This window comes from Chitinibacter sp. FCG-7, from assembly GCF_040047665.1.
In the GTDB taxonomy this organism is placed as follows: Bacteria; Pseudomonadota; Gammaproteobacteria; order Burkholderiales; family Chitinibacteraceae; genus Chitinibacter; species Chitinibacter mangrovi.
In genome coordinates, this window is record NZ_CP157355.1 from 2,896,877 (window position 1) to 2,915,705 (window position 18,829).

An 18,829-nucleotide genomic window follows, 5' to 3' on the forward strand; every position below is an offset into this window, starting at 1 on the left:
TTTACCCCTAACTCCTCACTCCTCACGACTTACCCGATAACAAACATCGGTTCGCCATACTCAACAGGTTGGCCGTTTTCTACCAGAATCGCTTTGATCACGCCTGAGTGTTCTGCTTCGATTTCATTGAGCAATTTCATCGCTTCGATAATGCACAAAGTGTCGCCTGCATTCACCGACTGACCGACTTCGACGAAAGATTTCGCGCCCGGGCTGGATGAGCGGTAGAAAGTGCCGACCATCGGTGATTTTTGTACATTGCCTTCAACCACTGGTGCAGCCGCTTCGGCAGCAGGTGCTGCAGCGACAGGTGCTGGTGCTGCAGCTGGTGCAGGAACGTGGTATTGCATGGGGGCTTGCATATAGCCTTGGCTGGCTACGCTACGAGTAATGCGTACCTTCTCTTCGCCTTCGGTTACTTCGAGTTCGGCGATGCCCGATTCTTCAACCAGGTCGATGAGTTTTTTCAGTTTACGCAGATCCATTGATGCAATCCTCTCTGTAATAAGGTGGAGATCAAAGCTTTTATAAGCTTATTGGTGTTATTGGGTTTTGAGCTTCTTGATCGCGCAGGTGAGTGCAAACTCATACCCTTGCGCGCCCAAGCCGCAGATCACGCCGGTGGCGAGATCGGAAAAATAGGAGTGATGCCGGAATGCTTCACGGGCATGCACATTCGATAAGTGCACTTCAATAAACGGGATTTTCACGCCAGAGAGCGCGTCGCGAAGTGCAACGCTGGTATGGGTAAAAGCCGCCGGGTTGATCACGATATACGAAACACCTTCGGTGTAGGCGCTGTGGATGCGCTCGATCAATTCGTATTCGCGATTGGATTGGAAAGTGCTGACTTCGATTTGATGGCTTTTGCCCAGATCGACCAGATTCTGGTTGATTGAGTCGAGTGTAACGTTGCCGTAGTGCTGCGGCTCACGCAGCCCAAGCAGGTTCAGATTGGGGCCGTGCAGAACCAGGATTTTGTCGTTGGACGACATAAAGCAATCCTTATATTCCCTGTGAATCGTCGGAGTTTGCCGCAACTTCGGCGAACTTGTCCAGAAAAAGCCGCGAAAATATTTAAATGGCTTATTGCTTACTTCTATGAAAGGTTTTGAAAAATTCTGTTACATGAGGATTGGCGCGGGTTACATGGCGTTTTGCTGATATAATCGCGACGATTTTTTATCTTGGCTTACGGCGTGCGCGCGCGATGCAAATTTCAGATTTTGACTATGAGTTACCCGAACAACTGATTGCCCAGTTCCCCCCGCAAACCCGGGGTACCAGCCGACTGTTGCATGTGGCCGGTGCTGCGCTCGACGATCGGGTTTTTACCGAACTTCCGGCGCTCTTGCAAGCGGGCGACGTGCTGGTGTTTAACGACACCAAGGTGATCAAGGCACGGCTATTTGGTGAAAAAGCCAGTGGCGGCAAGATCGAGGCCTTGATTGAGCGTGTACTGGGCGAGCATCAGGCGTTGGCGCACATCAAGGCGTCCAAAGCGCCCAAGCCCGGCAATCTGCTGCATTTTCAAGGCGGTTTTATTGCTGAAATGACCGAGCGCCAGGGCGATTTGTTCAAACTTGATTTTTCTGCCGCGCATCCGGATTTAACCGTGCTCGATATTCTGGAGCAGTCCGGCTTGCTGCCCTTGCCACCGTATATTACCCATATACCGGATGAGGAAGACGCCAAGCGCTATCAAACGGTGTACGCGCGCGACCCTGGCGCGGTGGCTGCGCCAACGGCGGGCTTGCACTTTACCGATGATTTGCTTGAACAATTGCGCGCAATGGGCGTGAAAACCTGCTTTCTCACCCTGCATGTTGGTGCTGGTACTTTTATGCCCGTACGCGTGGATAATATTGCCGAGCACGTGATGCACCACGAGCGCTACCGGATTCCGGCTGACACGCAAGCGGCGATTCGTGAAGCCAAGGCGCAGGGGCGGCGGGTGATTGCGGTGGGCACCACCTCGCTGCGCGCGCTGGAAGCGTCGTCGCAAACGGGTTTGCTGGCCGAGCCGGAGGGCGATACCAATATCTTTATCAAGCCCGGCTATCAGTTCAAAGTGGTTGATCGCTTGATCACCAATTTCCATCTGCCCAAATCGACTTTGCTGATGCTGGTGGCGGCTTTTGCTGGTTTTGATACGATGCGTGCGGCCTACGCCCACGCAGTAGCACAGCAGTACCGCTTTTTCAGTTACGGTGATTCGATGCTGCTTGAGCCTGAGCAGGGCGCCTGAGGCGAGTATTGAAGGCTTAAGGTGTTGCCGACCAGCGGGTGAAAATCTGCTGGTCTTCGCCTTTTTTCTGCATGTCCTGCCAGCCCTGATCAAAGCTGCTCGCCCATTGCTGCGCTTTGGCCGCTTTGGGATTGAACGCAATATACAGTGCCGACTGATCTATCTGGCCCCAATCGCGAATATGCTTCAATTCGGCCTTGTCCAGCTGCTTGCTCAATGTCGCCAGCGTGCCTGCCGAGAGCAGCATAAATTCAATATTGCCTGCCGAGAGCTGGCGCAAATTGGCCAGCTCGCTGCTCGATTCCACTTTCAGTAGGCCAGGCTGGCTGAGCATTTTATCGGGGTATTCGTATCCAGCCGTTAATCCGATTCGCTTGCCGGTCAATACCCCGTAGTGCAGCTCGCTAGGTGCCGCAAGCTTGCTATTGGCAATCAGGTGTAGCTTCATGACCAGGTACGGGTATTCTGGCCAGACAAATTGCGGAGTGCGCTCCCGGTTTTTGCCGACATCCAGCATCGCGTCGTACTGGCCCGCCAGCGTCAGCCGCAGGCAGCGATTGTAGCTGCCGCTAATAAAACTGGTTTCCACGCCGACTTTTTTAAATGCAGCCCGCACCAGATCGACCGAAGCGCCCACTGCCTGGCCTTTTTGACTAAATGAAAACGGCGCCCAGTCATTTTCAGCGCAAATCCGGATGGGCGCAGCTTGGGCTGTGGCGGTGAAGGCGAGAAGGACAAGGGCAGGGAGCAGGCGCATTGTGTAGCAAGACTCTTAAAGAACAAACGCAAAAAAGGCTGGGCGCTAGGGGAGCGATTGCTGGCAATTTTAGATTATTTCGCTATTTTTAGCCTAATGTTTTGTTTTTATTGAGCAATATTACGCTTGCCATCGGCCGTGTGCGCCGTTAATCTTGCCGCCTCGCGCTGGACTGTGTCTCCGGCTGCTTTTTCAGGATGTTTTTCATGCAATTCGAACTCAAAACCACGAGTAGCGGCGCTCGCCGTGGCACATTGACGCTCAATCACGGCGTAGTGCAAACCCCCGTTTTTATGCCGGTTGGCACCTATGGCACCGTCAAAGCGATGACGCCGCGCGATCTGAACGATATTAAAGCGCAGATTATTCTGGGCAATACATTCCACCTGTGGCTGCGCCCGGGGCTGGAAGTGATTGAGCAATTCGGTGGTCTGCATCAGTTTATGGGCTGGGATAAGCCCATGTTGACCGACTCGGGTGGTTTCCAGGTATTTAGCTTGGGCGCGATGCGCAAGATCACCGAAGAAGGCGTCAAATTTCAAAGCCCGATCAATGGCGATAAATTATTTTTAACGCCGGAAGAATCGATGCGCATTCAAAAAGTGCTCAACTCCGACGTGGTGATGATTTTCGACGAATGCACGCCGTATCCGGCTGATCATAAAACGGCAGCTGAATCGATGCGCTTGAGCCTGCGCTGGGCCAAACGCTCGAAAGACGAATTCAATAAGCTGGAAAATCCAAACGCGCTATTTGGTATTGTGCAAGGCGGGATGCACGAAGACTTGCGCAATGAATCGCTGGCTGGCTTGAACGAGCTGGATTTTCACGGCATGGCGATTGGCGGTTTGTCGGTGGGCGAGCCAAAGGAAGAAATGGAGCGCATTCTGGCGCACACCGCGCCGCAATTGCCGGTGAATAAGCCGCGCTATCTGATGGGCGTCGGTACGCCGGAAGACCTGGTGTTTGGCGTTTCGCAAGGCATCGACATGTTTGACTGCGTGATGCCAACGCGCAATGCGCGCAACGGCATGCTGTTCACGCGCTACGGCAATGTCAAAATCAAAAACGCGCATTACAAAAAAGACACGCGCCCGCTCGACGAGAGCTGTGATTGCTACACTTGCCGCAATTTCAGCCGTGCGTACCTGCATCACTTATTCCGCAGCCAGGAGATTTTGAGCTCGCAGCTCAATACCATCCACAATCTGCATTACTACCAAGTGCTGATGCAGGAAATGCGCGATGCGATCGAAGTCGATCAATTCCCGCAGTTTGTGGCCAAATTCAACGCCGACCGCGCGCGGGGCGCGGATTAAGCCAGAATAAAACCAAGCAAGACCAATCAGACGGCGACCCTAGGGTCGCTGTTTTTATATGGGGTATATCTCTGTGGCGTTTACTCTATATTTTCTACAGAGCTATACCTGTGGTATGTATTTGGGTGGGGCAAATACGCCTCGATTCGTCTGGGTGCAATTGTCTATTCTGGAAACTTCAACAAGCAAGGTGCGTGTATGAGCGAATCATTGAAACTGGCCGAACTCCTGGGTGCATTCTCTTACGCGCTGGATATGACCGAAGGTCAGCCCGAGGGGCATTGCGTGCGTTGCTGCTGGATTGGCGTGCATATCGGCAAGCAGATCGGCATGAGTGAGCAGGCGCTGTGGGAGCTGTATTACACGCTGCTGCTCAAAGATCTGGGTTGCAGCAGTAATGCGGCGCGCATTTGCGAGCTGTATCTCACCGATGATCAGAGCTTTAAACGTGATTTCAAGCTGGTCGGCACCAATCTATCGCAAGTGCTCGGCTTTGTATTCGAGCACACCGGGCGCAATGAAAGCTGGACCAAACGCCTGACGGCGATTCTGAATATCATGCGCAACGGCGACACGATCGCCAACGAGCTGATCCAGACGCGGTGTGATCGCGGCGCGCGGATTGCGCGGCAATTGCGTTTCCCCGAATCGGTGGCGCAGGGGATTCATTCGCTGGACGAACACTGGAATGGCAGCGGCCGCCCGGACGGTTTGCAAGGCGAGCAGATTCCGCTGTATGCCCGCATTGCTTTGCTCTCGCAGGTGATCGACGTTTTTCAATTTTCGCATGGTAAAGAAGCTGCGCTGAGTGAAATCCGCCAGCGTGCCGATTTCTGGTTTGACCCTTTGCTGGTGGCCGCATTTGAAAAAGTCGCCGTTGACGAGGCGTTCTGGCACACGCTGGCTGATCCACAGATCGCCAAAGCCGTGCTCGAGCTCGAACCCGCGCAATTTACCGTGCCGCTCGATGATGACTATATGGACGAAATCGCTTCGGCTTTTGGTCAGGTGGTCGACGCCAAAAGCCCGTTTACCGCCGGCCACAGCGAGCGCGTCGGTTTTTATGCCGACCTGATCGCGCAGGAGCTGGGTTTTGATGACCGACGGCGTAATTGGGTCAAACGTGCTGCGCTATTGCACGATGTCGGCAAGCTGGGCGTGAGCAGCGCCATTCTGGAAAAACCGGGCAAGCTGACCGACGACGAGTTTCGCGCCATTCAGCAGCACGCGCGTTTAAGCGAGGAGATTCTGGGCAAAATTGCCCAGTTCGCTGATCTTGCCTTTGTCGCCGCTGCGCATCACGAGCGGCTGGATGGTAATGGCTATCCACGTCGCCTAAGTGCGCCCGAGATCCGGCTGGAAACGCGGATTATCACCGTGGCCGATATTTTTGACGCCATCAGCGCCGAGCGCCCGTATCACGCGGCCAATTCACCGGAAAAAACCATCGAAATCATGTCCGGCATGGTGGGCAGCGCGATCGACCCCGCCTGCTTTGCCGCGCTCAAAACCGTGCTGGAGCGCGAGCTGGCGGGCGTGTTGTAGCACGGCCTTGCAGCGAAATGTGTTGTGGTTCAATGATTTCGGACACCAACTTAGGTGGTAATCTCGCCACCATTAACGAGGTGTTTCATGAGCAAAGTTCGCAGGACATTTACCCCGGAATTTAAAGCCGAAGCCGCCAGTCTGGTCGTCGATCAAGGCCACACGGTGTCACAAGCCAGTAAGGCGATGAACGTCGGCGAGAACATACTGCGTCGCTGGATTAAGCAGCTGAAACAGGAAAGACAGGGCATCACGCCGCAGGCCAGAGCACTCACGCCAGACCAGCGTCGCATTCAGGAGCTCGAAGCGCGCATTGATCGGCTGGAACGGGAGAAAGCCCTGTTAAAAAAAGCCACAGCTCTCTTAATGGCGGACGAACTCAATCGTACGCGCTGGTAGACCAATTAAGTGAGCATGAACCCGTAGAAATGGTCTGCAGCACCTTCGGTATTTGCCGTTCCAGTTATTACCATTACCGGCATCGACGCCAGCATATTGATCGTGAACGAATCGAGTTGCGCGCCAAAGTACGCAATCTGTTTAAGCAAAGCCGAAATGCGGTAGGCAGCCGCAGTCTAGTCTGGATGCTGGCGGTCGAAGGCATTACGGCTGGCCGATATAAAGTGCGCCAGCTCATGCGAGAAGCCGATTTGCAGTGCAAACAGCCAGGCGCGCATCGCTACAAAGTCCACAAAGATGAACGTCCAGACATTCCGCACTTATTGCAGAGGGCGTTTAATCCGGAGCAACCGAATCAGGTCTGGTGTGGCGATATCACCTATATTTGGGCGGGTAATCGCTGGATTTATCTGGCTGTGGTGCTGGATTTGTTTGCCCGTTGCGTGGTGGGCTGGGCGCTTAGTGAGCACCCGGATGCCGAGGTAGTCAGCCGTGCGTTAGATCATGCCTGGCAACAGCGTGGCCAGCCACTGGGAGTGATATTTCACTCGGATCAGGGTAGCCAATATGGCAGCCGGTTGTTTAGGCAACGGATATGGCGCTACCAGATGCAGCAAAGCATGAGTCGGCGCGGGTGCTGTTGGGATAATGCGCCGATGGAGCGGTTATTTCGCAGTCTTAAAACAGAATGGATACCAAAGCCTGGGTATGAATCTGCAGAAGAAGCCAAGCTGGATATTGGCGTTTACCTGATGGCGTATTACAACTGGCAGCGGCCACACACCGCCAATGGCGGGCTAGCCCCTGCTATTAAGGAAAGACAACTTAATTTACTGTCCGAGAATTGTTGACCACAACAATGGGCTGATCTGGCGCTTTGTTTGACGCAAATCAAAATGGTGCTTGGTGCTCTGGGCAGTATGCAGGCTACACAATAGCCAGCGTTGACTGGTAAGGAGTACGAGTATGAGTCTGCTTATCGAATGGAATGAATCATTATCGGTTGGCATTCAGGAAATCGACGAACAACACAAAGTATTGGTCAATCTGCTCAATGAATTGCACGATGCGATCCGCCACCATCACGGCCGCGATGCCTCGATTGCCGTGCTGCAGCGCCTAGCCGATTACACCCGAACCCACTTTACGGTGGAAGAGAGCCTGATGCGCATTTTGGGCTACCCCGAATACGACACGCACAAAGCGCATCACGAAGACCTGATTAGCCAGATGAACGATTTGCAAGCGCGGCTCAATAATGGCGAAGCGGTGTCGTTCGAACTGCTGCATTTTCTGCGCAACTGGCTGACCAATCACATCATGGAAGGCGACCAGCGCTACGTGGAGCATTTCCTGTCGCGTGGCGCGCAAAAAAGCTGGCACAAGAAAAGCTGGCTGGAGCGCTTTTGGTCTTAATAGGGTATATGGCTACAGGTCAATCTAGTATTTTCTTGTAGCGATATACCTGCCTTGATTGGCATGGAAAAACGCCTCGGTTGTCGGGTATTGCAGCCGCCAGCGCAATTCACGTTTGGCGCGCTGATTACTGAGCTGGCGCGATTCGTTCATATACGACCACATCGTCGGCGAGAGCTGGCTTTGTGCGTCTTCGCGGCTGAGTTTGGCCACGCGGGGCAGGGCGGTGAAGTCGGATACTTGGTCAAACCATTCGCTCATCGTGTGCGGCGCATCGTCGACAATATTGTAGCTACGCTGCGGCAGGCCGCGAAACAGCGCCAAGCAGACCGCATGCGCCAGATCATCGGCGTGAATATGATTGCTCACGCTGTCTTCGCTGGCGATGATGCCCGGCTCGCCGCGTGCAATGCGGGCGGTAGGCAGGCGATCAAGCGCATAAATCCCCGGCGCGCGCAGCAGGCAGACGCGGCGCTTGGCTGATTGAGCACGTGCCCATTGCCGCAGCTGATTTTCCGCGCTGATGCGGCGCAACGCCCGGCCGGTACTGGCCAATTGCGGCGAGGTTTCGTCAATCCACGCACCGCCATGGTCGCCGTAAACGCCACTGGTGCTGATATAGACGATGCTGCGCTGTGCTAAAATCGCGTTTTGCGGGGCGAGCGCGCCGCAGGTTCGCGGCTGCGAGAGCGCGGCCAGCAGGCGGCGAGTACGCAGGTCAGCTTTGCCTTCGCCGGGCGGCGTGCTGTGGATGATCAGATCAGCTAGGCCTGCCAAGCGCGCTAAAGTCCGGCGCTGATCCAGATCGGCGACGATGGGGTGGATGCCTAGGGTATGCAGCTGTAGCGCTTTATCGGCTCTGCGTGCAGTGGCATACACCTTGAAACGCTGCAGTAGCCAGGGCAGTGCCCGCCGAATAACGTCACCGCAACCAATAATTAACAAGCGTTTTTTTCGCACAAGTCGGAAATCCAAAAGAATGAGCAAGCAACTTATCATTGAACCTTCAGGTCAGCAACTGAGCGTGTTTGACGGTGAAACCCTGCTGGATGCAGCGATGCGCGAGGGCTTTAATATGCCCTATGGCTGCAAAAACGGCTCATGCGGCGCGTGCAAAGGGAAAGTACTCAGCGGCGAAGTAGCGCACGGCGATCATTCGGCCAGCGCCTTGACCGCGAGCGAAGTAGCGCAAGGGCTGGCGCTGTTCTGTTGCGCCACGCCGGTGAGCGATAGCGTCAGCATCGAATGCCGCGAAGTCACCGCCACCAAAGACATCCAGATCAGAACGCTGCCTACCCGCATCGAAAAAATCGACAAGGTGTCGCACGACGTGGCCGTGCTCACGCTCAAGCTGCCGTCGACCGAGCGGCTGCAGTTTCTGGCTGGCCAATACATCGACATCCACACCAAAACCGGCAATAAACGCAGCTTCTCGATTGCCAATGCGCCGCATCAGGAAGGCTATCTCGAATTGCACATCCGTCATGTGCCGGGCGGCGAGTTTTCCGGCTATGTGTGGGAGACAATGAAAGAGCGCGAAATTTTCCGCTTCACCGGCCCGCTGGGTAGCTTCTTTTTACGCGAAGACTCAGACAAGCCGATTATCTTTATCGCCACCGGCACCGGCTTTGCGCCGATCAAAGGCATTATCGAACACGCGCTGCACCACAACACCCAGCGCGAAATGGTGCTGTACTGGGGCTGTCGCTCGCTCGACGATTTGTACATGCCCGCCGTGCCGTCCGACTGGCAGCAGCAACACCCCAATTTCACCTTTATTCCAGTGCTCTCTGCGCCCAAGCCGCAAGACCAATGGCAAGGCCGCACCGGCTTGGTTCACGAAGCGGTATTGGCTGATTTTGCCAATCTGGCGCACTACCAAGTCTATGCTTGCGGTGCACCCGTGATGGTCGAAGCGGCAGTAAAAGGCTGCGTCGCCCAAGGCCTACCGGCCGAAGAGTTTTACTCGGATGCGTTTTTTAGCAGTAAAGATTTAAAATAAGCGGTTTAGTGCTTGCGCATTTTAATAAATGGTGTAAAATGCGCAGCTCTTAGCCGATGTAGCTCAGTTGGTAGAGCACCTGACTTGTAATCAGGGGGTCGCGAGTTCGATTCCTGCCGTCGGCACCAAGAATATAAGGGTTCCAGCTTTTTAGCTGGAACCCTTTTTTCGTTGGCGCTCGGAAGAGCCGTTTTATGGTTACAATTATGGCTACACTTGGCGAAGGCTAGCAGATCGCTTTTTACGCTTTAGCAGCTAAGCGCTGCCACTCAGCACCAAGACACAGCCGTTACTGCAATCGTGGTGGTGAGTGAGGTGTCTTGTTGCTTTCAGCGCTTGCTGTCATTAAATCTGTTGCCACAGCCATCGGCAAACAATCAGTACCAGTAAAAACCCCCACCAACTGAATTTGCGTTTTTGCATGCAATAACAGACCCAGACAATACTGCCTGCCGAGAGCAAGTAATTGAGCGATAGCAAGCCGATCAGCATTAACGCCAAAAACGCTACGGCGATTTGCAGATAAACGCTGACCGGTGTGTCGGCATGGGCAGCCAGTGGCGGTGCTTGCTGCTGTTCGAGTAGCACCACATCTGGATCGACTGGGGGCACTGCGCGCTGGCTGTTTGGCTGCTGCGCTGATTGTTTGGCCTGCTGGTGCTGCTCTTGAGTTAGCTCAATAATGGGTATTGCACGCTGTGCCATTTGAGTAATGCCCTTCGGGGCAATACCCTTGCTGCTGGACGTGCGAAAATCGCGGTAGTAGCTGCTGCGGGCTGTTTCTGGTGCAGACCATTTCAGTTGCGCGGCACGTACTCGGGCCAGTAGCGGGCGGCCTTTTTCAGCATCGACCATCACGATAAACTGCGCGTAGCCGGCTAACGCAGCCAATACATTTTCGTTTCCATTCCAGTGCTTGCCGGTCGGCCCCGTTTGCTCAACTTGAAACAGCACCGCCCGAAAGCGGCGCAGAGTTTCGCGGCAGACCGCAGGCTGCTGATTGACGACAATCCCGGTGACTTCTTGCCGTTTATGGCGGCGCATCACTTTTTGTTTGTCGGGGTGCAGCGTAAAGCCTTCTTCCCGAATCACTTGCTTGGCTTGCCATAATAGTCGCGCTAATTGGTTATCGTCTGCTGCAGAAAAAGTCATGTCGTCGGCGTAGCGGGTATAGCGAAAACCCAAGCGCTGCGCCAGCGCACTAAGCCGCGTATCGAGCCTGCGGCATAGTAAATTGGTCAGCGCCGGGCTAGAGGGCGCGCCTTGTGGCAAACGCCGCACGCCGGTTTGGACAAAATAGTGTGCGCCGTCGACTGCCACTTCATCGCAGGGCGTTTCGCTGCAAATCAGCGCCAAAATCGTCGCCAACTGCTTGGAATAGCCCATAGACTGGAATAGGCCCGATACGCGCTGCCAGTGTATAGATGGAAAGAAATCTTGTAAGTCGAAGTTGACCACCACCGCCTGTCCGGTGTGTGGCGTGGCATTGCTAACGATCGAGCGTCCAGCGACAAAGCCTTGCGCTGCGGCGTGCACTGGTAATTTCAGCAAAATTTGCTCCAAAATCCAGTATTGCAATCGTTTCAAGCGCGGCATCGGCGCAGAAATCAGCCGCACCCCGCCGGTTTTTTTTGGTACAGTAAAACGCCGGTAGTGACTGATTCGCGTGACATTGCGGCTAAAGCTCAGAAAACGCAGCTCGGCCACCGTCACCCCCATCGCTTGTGCCAAGACGGCGACGCTGCTGAAATGAGGCAGGCCCTTGCTTGCCAGCCGCGCTTCATCGCAGCGCGGATCAGCCAAGCCTTGCGATACGTCTTCACCCAAATAAGTAATATCGTTTTGCTGCTGCGTATGCCAAGCAAGCGCGCGATCATAACGGCGTTGGGCTTGCTGGCGGCGGGTGACTTCGCGCTTTTCTCGCGCTAGGCGCATTCGCTCCTTCCGCATGGCTTTCAGTGCCGCTTGCGGATCTTCCACTTGATGCAGCTGCTGGCTTAAATCGTGCAAAGCACGCACCAGCTCACCTTCACGTTCGATCAATGCAAGGGCAGCTGCTTGCTCGGGGGACGGCTCATCTTTGGGCCAGAAGCCCTGACGGCGCATTTCTTCTAGAATCACCTCGTCCTTACTGCTATCGCGCATGCGCTGCAAAATGGCTTCGCGGCTATTGGGCGGCAGGGCAGAATTGGACAGATTCGGATTGGACTGGCTCGGCTGGCTCATAATTTAAGCCGGGACAAGCAGTACACCTTAGTGTCTGGCTCGAATGAACTACCCGCCGTCGTCATTCCCGCGTAGACGGGAAACGAAAAGCACGGCCAGTATCACCGATAAAAACCTTCGGGGATGACTGACATTTCAGGAGTTTACTTCGAGTCAAATCCTAGATACCGCTTACATCAGCAACTCGGAAGGGTGTGGCAGGGTTCTCATCGAAGAGCCTGTAAGACTGGACTGGTCCACTCGAAGCCGGTACGTGCTACCTGCGACATTGGGCTTGGCACAAGCCGCACCGTCATGTCGCAGGTAGCACGTACCGGCCCAGTGAAGAACAGGCCAGTGACGCGTGGAACAGCAAAAGACAAGGCTGGCGATACACCAGCCGGGTTGCAAGAGCCTCCCCACCACACCAAAACGAGTCTAACAGACCCGGAAATCCCCCTTCAATAAAGCGTTAATTAACAAGCGTCTTTACAACAGCAACATCACAAGCCGTCAGCTGAGTTTAAAGCTAGGTCACCGACACGGCGCTTTTCGTTTTTTGCCTTACCATGTCCCGCTGTGCAGCCAGCCGGGTGGCGATAATGTGTTCGCAAGGCCCACGGTACAAGCGGTTCTGGGTATAAAAATGACACTGGCAGCCAGCGTCGGTCATTCTTTCGTCTACATCAATTCGACAATATGGGGTATAGCTCTGGCCATTAACATTAATCTGTGCGGTAACGCTATACCCAGATTCACCCTGCTCAATCTGAATCTTTTTGACTTGCCCAGCCACGACCAGCGCAGCCGCGGTGTTTTCACGTTCGCTGACTAATTGGCTGATCTTCAGCGGTTCACGGCTCAGCTCGCGCAGGCGGTAAGCACCTTTGCTTAAGTCGTAAATCACGCGCCCATCTTGCGATAGCAGCAGCAAACCGGATGCCACGACCTCTGGATCAAGTGCACACTGCTGCGCGAGCTGAGCCACCGTCGCGGTGAACTGCTGCGCCAGAGTTTGCAAAATCCGCTCGCAAGTCGCGTGATCGACGCTGTGCCGCGCGCCCAGCAAATCAAACTGACCGCAACGCGACCAATCATTCGCAGTCCAGCCAGACAGTCCCAGCGTAAATTCCCAGCCGGGTGCTGCCACTTGCCAGAAACTGGGCATGCCGCTACCTAGTAGCAGCACGTCCACGGTGGTAGCCAGCGGAATCAAGCGCTCCAGCTGCAACAGACGGCGGCGGCCCCATAAGCGTATTGTTTGCGTTTCGGTGGCGCTGTGGCTGGAACGTGGGCATTCCAGCACGGTATTCCACGGCTCGAACACCATTTTGACTGGCTGCTCCGGCGCCAGCTCAACGCGAATTGAACGCGGTCCGACGCGCTCTTTGCAGCGTTTGAGCAAGTGGCAAATATTGTGCAAATCCATCGGATCTAGCTTTAATTTGATGCCGGGTTGCGCCATCGCGCTGCTGACTTGCAAAAAGCCGCGCACCCAGCTGTCGGGTACGTCGATTTTATGTTCGACAAATTGATCCGCTGCGGCGGTTTGCACGCTTAAGCCCGTACCGGCGATTTCCAAGCGAGTGGGGTGATAAGGCCGGATGCGTTGAAATTCGTCGTACAGTGCCTGCGAATAATCGATATTGGTCGTGCCATACACCGTTTCGCCGTGCGCTTCAAAAAACGTGTGATCAAACGACAGCCGCGCGTAGGCCGATTCGTCTTGACTAAAGCATTCAAAGAACACCAAATCGGGATGCACGGTAATCACCGGATCGAGCACGTACCACCATTCACGATTGTGTTGGTACAGATGGTCAAAATAAGCGCGCTGTGCTTTGAGGAAAGGCGATAAGACCGCGTCTTTTTGCTTGCGCAAGGCCTTTAATTCATCCTGCAGCGCGGCGACCTGCTCTTTCAGTACGCCCGCTTGGCTCATGAATTCGGCGAGCAAATTGCTTTCATTGGCTTGCAGCCATGCTAAGTAAGCCGTGTGGTCGCGGCCACGAAAACGCAAATCGGCCAAGACCACGCGATGCAAGGCCGACATGGCTTCGCGAAACGCAACATGATGCCTAATCTCGGCGATAAACTGCACCGGCGCGCGCAAGGTATCGGCAGCAAAAGAGACAGCCGTGGCACCGTCTTGCTGACTAACGGCGCTTTCACCGGCATATTGATATTTGAATTCCATCAGGCGACTCCGCGTACTGGCTGTCGATGTTCGGACTGTCGGTGTGTTGGCGGACAAATTTGCAGGCCGGTTTCGATGTGCGGATAGTGCTGGCGGATTTTGGCCAGCGCTGCAATGTATTGCGCCTTGTCGGCGATAGCGACGGTGAGTACCAGCCGCTGATACAAGCTGGCGACTTCCTGCGCCAGACTCTCCGATTGCAAGGATAGCGCCGACAGTAATTTAAACAGCGCCTGCTTTGCGGCGCGGCCTCGATTGACTTGCGATAGCACCGTCAGCAAAAAGTGCCGGTACTCGGCCAGCTGCAGATATGTTGCTTGCGGGCTTTCTTGCTGGACGTCGTACGCCGCCGACTCGCCCGCGTCCAAGACCTGCGCCAGCCAGCTCGCTACAAAACGCTGCACCTGCAATGAAGGATGCGCTGCCAGCGCCAGCAAGCAATCTTGATTGCGGTGCTGTGCCAAGCGTTGTTGCAGTAAGTCGCAGCCCAAGGCGCGCACTTCGGGGTATTCGTTATCACACAAGGCAATCATTGATTCAGGCGACCATGCGTCGGGGTCGACCCGTTCCCGCAGCCAGCCCAGCGCCTGCTGGCGCGTATCGGGCCAACGGCTTAACAAGACGGGCAATACGCCGTAAACGCCAATTTGCGGCCAATTCGTGTCTAGCACCTGCATCGCGCGCTGCCGCACCGCCAGCGCCTCGTGCCGCGCTAGCCTAGACCAGTCGCTTAGCGCGACTTCATGATCCTGACTTTGCTGCAATAGCCAACTGCCATACGCTTGTGCGCCACGACTGCGCGCCAGCAATAAGCGCAACATTGTGGCCTGATCGGCGCGCAAATGCATAAATTCGGCCAAGGTGGCGGTGAGTAAAGTCAGCAAATCTGCGTGCAATCCCTCGCTGCTTTCAGCGCGAAACAAGGCATCAAATAGCGGAGCCAGCGCATTGGCGGGCAAGCTAGGCGCAATCTGCTGCAAGGCCTGCTGTGCAGCTTGGCGCACTTGCGCTGCGTCGCTGAGGCAGAAATTGAGCAGCATGCTGCTTTGCGTGAGCAGGACATCGGTTGGCAATGCGGCCAATAAACGTACGCCAGCGGCTTGAATCTCTGGCTCTGGGCTGGATAACAAGCGCTGATACGCCGTTGCTGGGCAATTTTGTGCCGGATAATGCAGCAAAGCGCCAGCAGCCAGCAGCACAATCGGCTGCGCTGTATGCTGTAGCAAGGCTAAAAACTCAGGGTATACATCGGTAGTTAAGGTTTGAATTAGCGGATTAGCCAATACCCATGAGAGGTTTTCGCAAATCTCGGCCAACGCAAAGCTATGCTGATCACGCAGCCTTAGCTCGGATAGCAGTTGCGCCAGCAATGCCGTCAACAGCGCTGACTGGCTGGCAGCGATCTGACATAGTACACGGCCAAAACGGCGCACTTCCGGCGTACGCGCCAACACCACTGCGCTCAGTGTGGCTAAGCTGCCTGTTGCGGCTTGCGGGTTTTGCTCGAGGATTGTTAGGCCAGCTTGCGCGACCGCGGGATGGCGACTTGCCAGCAGCAAGGCCAGCCAGTGCTGTGAGTTGTCGCTACTTACTTTCGGCAAAATCCAGCGCATGGCCGCTTCGGCGGTGACCGCCATCGGGCTGTTAAGCAAACGCGCCCAATAATGTTCGTCCAACTGTTGCAGATACATTTGCTGCGGGCGGGTCGGCTCGCCGTCTGTGCTTAGCAGCAAGGGCGCGGCAAACGCATGCACCAGCTCGGCGCGGCTGGTCAGCAACAGGTGTAGCAAGGCGTCGGGGCGCTCGGCCCACATAGCGGCAAACGGCACAGGCTGCTGCGTCAGCTCGCCGTGCCACGGCGTCGCCGACCACCATAATTCGCTATTGCGTCCGCAATGTATCGAGCCAGACGCCTTAAGTAATAAATGGTTGAGCAGCATACTGCGTGAAAACGGATGGCAATAGCGGGTTTGCATTTGCCAGCGACCTTGCTCAAATACCGAGGCATTGTGCTGGGTGTAGCCGCTCAAATCGGTGCGGGCATCGTCGTATTGCAATAAAGCGGCCGCCGCCAACGGTACAAATTCTGCACTACCCTGCACCGCCAAGCGGCGTAAATAGCGCCAGCCGCGCCGCACCAGATAGGCGCGGGTGCGGTTGGAATAAGCCAGCCGGCTATTGTTACGTGGCAATTCCTCGTTTGAACGCAGCCATTCATTATCAAACGCCACCCATTGCGTGGCATGCGAGCGAGTAAATTGCGCCGGTGTTTGCTCAAAACGGCGCTGCAGCAAAGACCAGACCGCCGCGTCGCCACGTAGCTCGGCGGCTTTATAAATATGTCGCGCTGCACGGAATGTACCCCCGAGCAATGGTAAAGTGCTCAAAGCCTGCAATAGCAAGGGCCGCGCCCAGTTGGCGGACAAACTCACTCGATCAAATTCTTCTAGCCAGTCGCCGTACGGCTGGCGCAGCAAGGCTTGATCCCACTCAGTTGGCGCACTGAGCCGCGCTTGCAAAGTGGCAATATCTTGCTGCTGCCAAGCTTCTCGCAAAGGCAGCGCCCAATCGGCGATCTGGCGCTCGGCCCATTGGCTGCGCTCGGACGCGTTCGCCAGAGCCAGCCAAGCATCGCGGGCGATACGCTGCGCCGCAGGATGAGTCGCGCAGCGGCTTAGTTCATCAAGCGCCGCCATTGCGCCGCGATCATGGCAACGCCCCAAAGCCCAGGCAATACAATAATCGAGCAGACCGTGCTTCGTTTTTTCGCTACCGAGCAATTCAATGAGCCTTGGCACTGCAGCGGCGGCGCGCACTTCACCGATGCGCCAAACCAAGCGAGTGCGCTGGCGAGCACTGAGTAAGCGCCAAGCATCGGCGTGTAAATCTTTGATTAAGTGGGTTTCAAGTTCGGCTTGCTGTGAGGTACGGCGCGGATCAGGCGATGTGGTGGATTTCGAATCGGTTTCTGTGTGGACAGCTGGAATAGCGGTATCGGCTTGCAAAAAACCATCGGCCAGTCGGGCGGCCAGTACCTGCTGCTGCGCGGCCAAGGCGGCAGCGTGGTTGGTAAAGCGTGCTAGCACTTCAGGCGCGCTAGCTGAGTACTGCTGCAATAACAGCCAGTCATCTTGCTCTGGCTGCAGCCAAAGGCTGAGTTCCGATTCACCGGGTCGGTAAAGCTGATCTTTGCTCGCAGTCATACTGCTGTCTCTTGTGCTGACTTGGCCTGCAATCATAAGCGACAACTATTGATTGTTTCCATGCTTACTATGAGTCAGGTAAGGTAATCAGCATAAAAACAACGAGTTTTTGTAATGTTAGCATGGGCAGATTGCGCGCATCACGGCCAAGATTGGCTACGGATATCGCGCCAGCGCGACCGTTAACCCAACGTCAGCAGACCCTATACAATAATCAGGGACGATTCAATCTAAATTGGCGAGCTGCAGCAGGCTTTCAACCATGCCAGTGGCTTGGCGCAATGTGAGGCCGAATAGGCATTTGATAGTGAGGCAAAACTGAATGGCGTCGTCGCTGAAAGTAGGGGCTCGTCCACGTTTGCCAGTCGGTTCAGCAACCCATTTCAGCTTTGCATCGAGCCAAATCATCAATACGCCACGTGATTTCAAAGCAGCGTGATACCTTGGCCAGTGGGTGGTTTTGTACTTGTTAGGTGCAGGTTTGCTCATACAGCCATTCTACCAGCGGCACTGCGCCGCTGATTTGTGTAAAAAGCCCGTTGCCTGCTGAGCTCACCAGTTAATTCTGCCTCATTATTCAGATGCATGCCTACGTATTGCCAGCTAGGACAGTGCTGTAAACGCTTGCATTAATATACCCTGCCAATGTTGCTCTGCAATGCCCGCTCAGCAGCTGTTGATCGCCGGGATGATCAATGCGCGCAATCGGGCATGTGCTTGTGCCTGTTTATTGCTTACTCAATCACCGCTTTGAATTTGCTACTTTCATGCTGAATTAGCTGGCTTTCGTAATTCACGCCCACCGAATAGGCGGCGATTTTGCCTAGATGCGTGTAGGGCAGGCCGGTTTCATCGGCCCAGTCATTAAATAGCTGCTGGATTTTATTTAAATCGCGTTTGCTCGTTGGTTGATCGGGAATATCCAGTCCTGCCAACTGCAGCGCCAATACCACATCTTGCGTTAAAACAAACGCATCTTTCCCGATGTAGCGCAGTAACCATTGCCCCGTTTGTCCGCCCAAGCGGCTGCCGTGGCTTTTGAGAAACGCCATCAGCTCGACTTGTCGCGAGGCAGGGTATGTGTTCAGAAAGCGCGCAAAGCTGCCGTGTTCATGGCTATACGCCTGCACGAAACTCACGTTTTCCATCAGCGCTTTAATCTTCGGCCAATGCCGCACCACGCGCGTGTCGTTGCAATATGCTTCCCATTGCTCGGCGGATAGCATCGCCAGCTTATCAACATCAAAACCGAAAAAAGCCTCCTCAAACTGCGGCCATTTATTGCTAATCACTGTCCAGTTAAAGCCGGCCTGATTAATGGCTTTGCACATCATTGCCAGAATTCGGTGATCGGGTAGCGCCAAAAACTGTGCCTCGCTCGCCACCGAGGGCAATAAATCCTGCAAAGCTTGTGCGCCACCTTTACGCTCAATGGCACGGGCTTGGATTTCAGCGAATTTTTGCATGTTGACCTCGGGTTTTGATTGAGTCCTGGCAGTTAATCTCGATGTATTGCCCGCTAAGCCTTGCGTACGAAT

General features: G+C 54.9%; 14 protein-coding genes, 1 tRNA gene and 1 pseudogene. 7 read left to right on the forward strand and 9 right to left on the reverse strand.

Annotated elements, in window-relative coordinates; genetic code table 11:
• Window positions 1-29 precede the first annotated feature (29 nt).
• Both accB and aroQ read right to left on the reverse strand, forming a co-directional pair.
• Window positions 30-485, reverse strand: coding sequence for an acetyl-CoA carboxylase biotin carboxyl carrier protein (gene accB / locus ABHF33_RS13655; protein WP_348944461.1), 456 nt, complete (start codon window positions 483-485; stop codon window positions 30-32).
• Between the two features lie 57 nt (window positions 486-542).
• Window positions 543-995: a type II 3-dehydroquinate dehydratase gene (aroQ, locus tag ABHF33_RS13660; RefSeq protein ID WP_348944462.1), complete on the reverse strand. Its 453-nt coding sequence runs from the start codon at window positions 993-995 to the stop codon at window positions 543-545.
• A 215-nt stretch (window positions 996-1,210) separates the two neighbouring features.
• On the opposite strand from aroQ, the gene queA reads away from it, so the two are divergent.
• The gene (gene queA, locus ABHF33_RS13665) at window positions 1,211-2,248 is read left to right on the forward strand and encodes a tRNA preQ1(34) S-adenosylmethionine ribosyltransferase-isomerase QueA (protein WP_348944463.1); all 1,038 of its coding nucleotides are present in this window, start codon (window positions 1,211-1,213) and stop codon (window positions 2,246-2,248) included.
• Between the two features lie 16 nt (window positions 2,249-2,264).
• Here the strand turns inward: queA and ABHF33_RS13670 are convergent, their stop codons facing one another.
• Window positions 2,265-3,005, reverse strand: a complete 741-nt coding sequence (locus ABHF33_RS13670; RefSeq protein ID WP_348944464.1) for a substrate-binding periplasmic protein — start codon at window positions 3,003-3,005, stop codon at window positions 2,265-2,267.
• A 206-nt stretch (window positions 3,006-3,211) separates the two neighbouring features.
• Between ABHF33_RS13670 and tgt the strand changes: the two genes are divergently transcribed.
• From tgt to ABHF33_RS13690, 4 genes are all read left to right on the forward strand, one after another.
• On the forward strand, window positions 3,212-4,324 hold the full coding sequence (tgt, locus tag ABHF33_RS13675; RefSeq protein ID WP_348944465.1) for a tRNA guanosine(34) transglycosylase Tgt: 1,113 nt from the start codon (window positions 3,212-3,214) through the stop codon (window positions 4,322-4,324).
• 198 nt (window positions 4,325-4,522) lie between these two features.
• Window positions 4,523-5,869 carry an HD-GYP domain-containing protein gene (locus ABHF33_RS13680; protein WP_348944466.1) on the forward strand — a complete coding sequence of 449 codons (1,347 nt, stop codon included), beginning with the start codon at window positions 4,523-4,525 and terminating at the stop codon, window positions 5,867-5,869.
• 87 nt (window positions 5,870-5,956) lie between these two features.
• Window positions 5,957-7,119, forward strand: a protein-coding gene (locus ABHF33_RS13685; protein ID WP_348944467.1) for an IS3 family transposase whose coding sequence is annotated in 2 segments (ribosomal slippage) — window positions 5,957-6,221 and window positions 6,221-7,119 — 1,164 coding nt in all. Because the reading frame shifts where the segments join, the coding sequence is not laid out codon by codon here.
• Between the two features lie 115 nt (window positions 7,120-7,234).
• Window positions 7,235-7,684, forward strand: coding sequence for a bacteriohemerythrin (locus ABHF33_RS13690; protein ID WP_348944468.1), 450 nt, complete (start codon window positions 7,235-7,237; stop codon window positions 7,682-7,684).
• Window positions 7,685-7,708: 24 nt separating this feature from the next.
• Here ABHF33_RS13690 and ABHF33_RS13695 read toward each other — a convergent pair whose 3' ends face one another.
• Window positions 7,709-8,644 carry an NAD-dependent epimerase/dehydratase family protein gene (locus ABHF33_RS13695; protein WP_348944469.1) on the reverse strand — a complete coding sequence of 312 codons (936 nt, stop codon included), beginning with the start codon at window positions 8,642-8,644 and terminating at the stop codon, window positions 7,709-7,711.
• Between the two features lie 19 nt (window positions 8,645-8,663).
• Between ABHF33_RS13695 and ABHF33_RS13700 the strand changes: the two genes are divergently transcribed.
• Both ABHF33_RS13700 and ABHF33_RS13705 read left to right on the forward strand, forming a co-directional pair.
• Window positions 8,664-9,686: a CDP-6-deoxy-delta-3,4-glucoseen reductase gene (locus ABHF33_RS13700; RefSeq protein WP_348944470.1), complete on the forward strand. Its 1,023-nt coding sequence runs from the start codon at window positions 8,664-8,666 to the stop codon at window positions 9,684-9,686.
• A 52-nt stretch (window positions 9,687-9,738) separates the two neighbouring features.
• Window positions 9,739-9,814 (forward strand) — tRNA-Thr (locus ABHF33_RS13705).
• A gap of 217 nt (window positions 9,815-10,031) precedes the next feature.
• On the opposite strand, the gene ABHF33_RS13710 is transcribed toward ABHF33_RS13705, so the two are convergent.
• The 5 genes and pseudogenes from ABHF33_RS13710 to ABHF33_RS13730 all read right to left on the reverse strand — a co-directional run bounded on the left by ABHF33_RS13710 (window position 10,032) and on the right by ABHF33_RS13730 (window position 18,757).
• On the reverse strand, window positions 10,032-11,912 hold the full coding sequence (locus tag ABHF33_RS13710) for a reverse transcriptase domain-containing protein (protein ID WP_348944471.1): 1,881 nt from the start codon (window positions 11,910-11,912) through the stop codon (window positions 10,032-10,034).
• Between the two features lie 508 nt (window positions 11,913-12,420).
• Entirely contained in the window at window positions 12,421-14,088 is a 1,668-nt protein-coding gene (locus ABHF33_RS13715) for a hypothetical protein (protein WP_348944472.1), read from the reverse strand.
• Window positions 14,088-17,291: a hypothetical protein gene (locus ABHF33_RS13720; protein WP_348944473.1), complete on the reverse strand. Its 3,204-nt coding sequence runs from the start codon at window positions 17,289-17,291 to the stop codon at window positions 14,088-14,090. The genes ABHF33_RS13715 and ABHF33_RS13720 overlap by 1 nt, the downstream gene beginning before the upstream one ends.
• A 228-nt stretch (window positions 17,292-17,519) precedes the next feature.
• Window positions 17,520-17,780: pseudogene (locus ABHF33_RS13725) on the reverse strand (transposase); the annotation flags it as partial.
• 245 nt (window positions 17,781-18,025) lie between these two features.
• Window positions 18,026-18,757 (reverse strand): DNA-3-methyladenine glycosylase I, encoded by a 732-nt coding sequence (locus tag ABHF33_RS13730; RefSeq protein ID WP_348944474.1) that lies wholly within the window; start codon window positions 18,755-18,757, stop codon window positions 18,026-18,028.
• Between the last annotated feature and the right edge of the window lie 72 nt (window positions 18,758-18,829).

Coding starts and splice junctions, on each gene's coding strand:
- accB (WP_348944461.1), bottom strand. CDS start 485: ATGGATCTGCGTAAACTGAAAAAACTCATCGACCTGGTTGAAGAATCG.
- aroQ (WP_348944462.1), bottom strand. CDS start 995: ATGTCGTCCAACGACAAAATCCTGGTTCTGCACGGCCCCAATCTGAAC.
- queA (WP_348944463.1), top strand. CDS start 1,211: ATGCAAATTTCAGATTTTGACTATGAGTTACCCGAACAACTGATTGCC.
- ABHF33_RS13670 (WP_348944464.1), bottom strand. CDS start 3,005: ATGCGCCTGCTCCCTGCCCTTGTCCTTCTCGCCTTCACCGCCACAGCC.
- tgt (WP_348944465.1), top strand. CDS start 3,212: ATGCAATTCGAACTCAAAACCACGAGTAGCGGCGCTCGCCGTGGCACA.
- ABHF33_RS13680 (WP_348944466.1), top strand. CDS start 4,523: ATGAGCGAATCATTGAAACTGGCCGAACTCCTGGGTGCATTCTCTTAC.
- ABHF33_RS13690 (WP_348944468.1), top strand. CDS start 7,235: ATGAGTCTGCTTATCGAATGGAATGAATCATTATCGGTTGGCATTCAG.
- ABHF33_RS13700 (WP_348944470.1), top strand. CDS start 8,664: ATGAGCAAGCAACTTATCATTGAACCTTCAGGTCAGCAACTGAGCGTG.
- ABHF33_RS13710 (WP_348944471.1), bottom strand. CDS start 11,912: ATGAGCCAGCCGAGCCAGTCCAATCCGAATCTGTCCAATTCTGCCCTG.
- ABHF33_RS13715 (WP_348944472.1), bottom strand. CDS start 14,088: ATGGAATTCAAATATCAATATGCCGGTGAAAGCGCCGTTAGTCAGCAA.
- ABHF33_RS13720 (WP_348944473.1), bottom strand. CDS start 17,291: ATGACTGCGAGCAAAGATCAGCTTTACCGACCCGGTGAATCGGAACTC.
- ABHF33_RS13730 (WP_348944474.1), bottom strand. CDS start 18,757: ATGCAAAAATTCGCTGAAATCCAAGCCCGTGCCATTGAGCGTAAAGGT.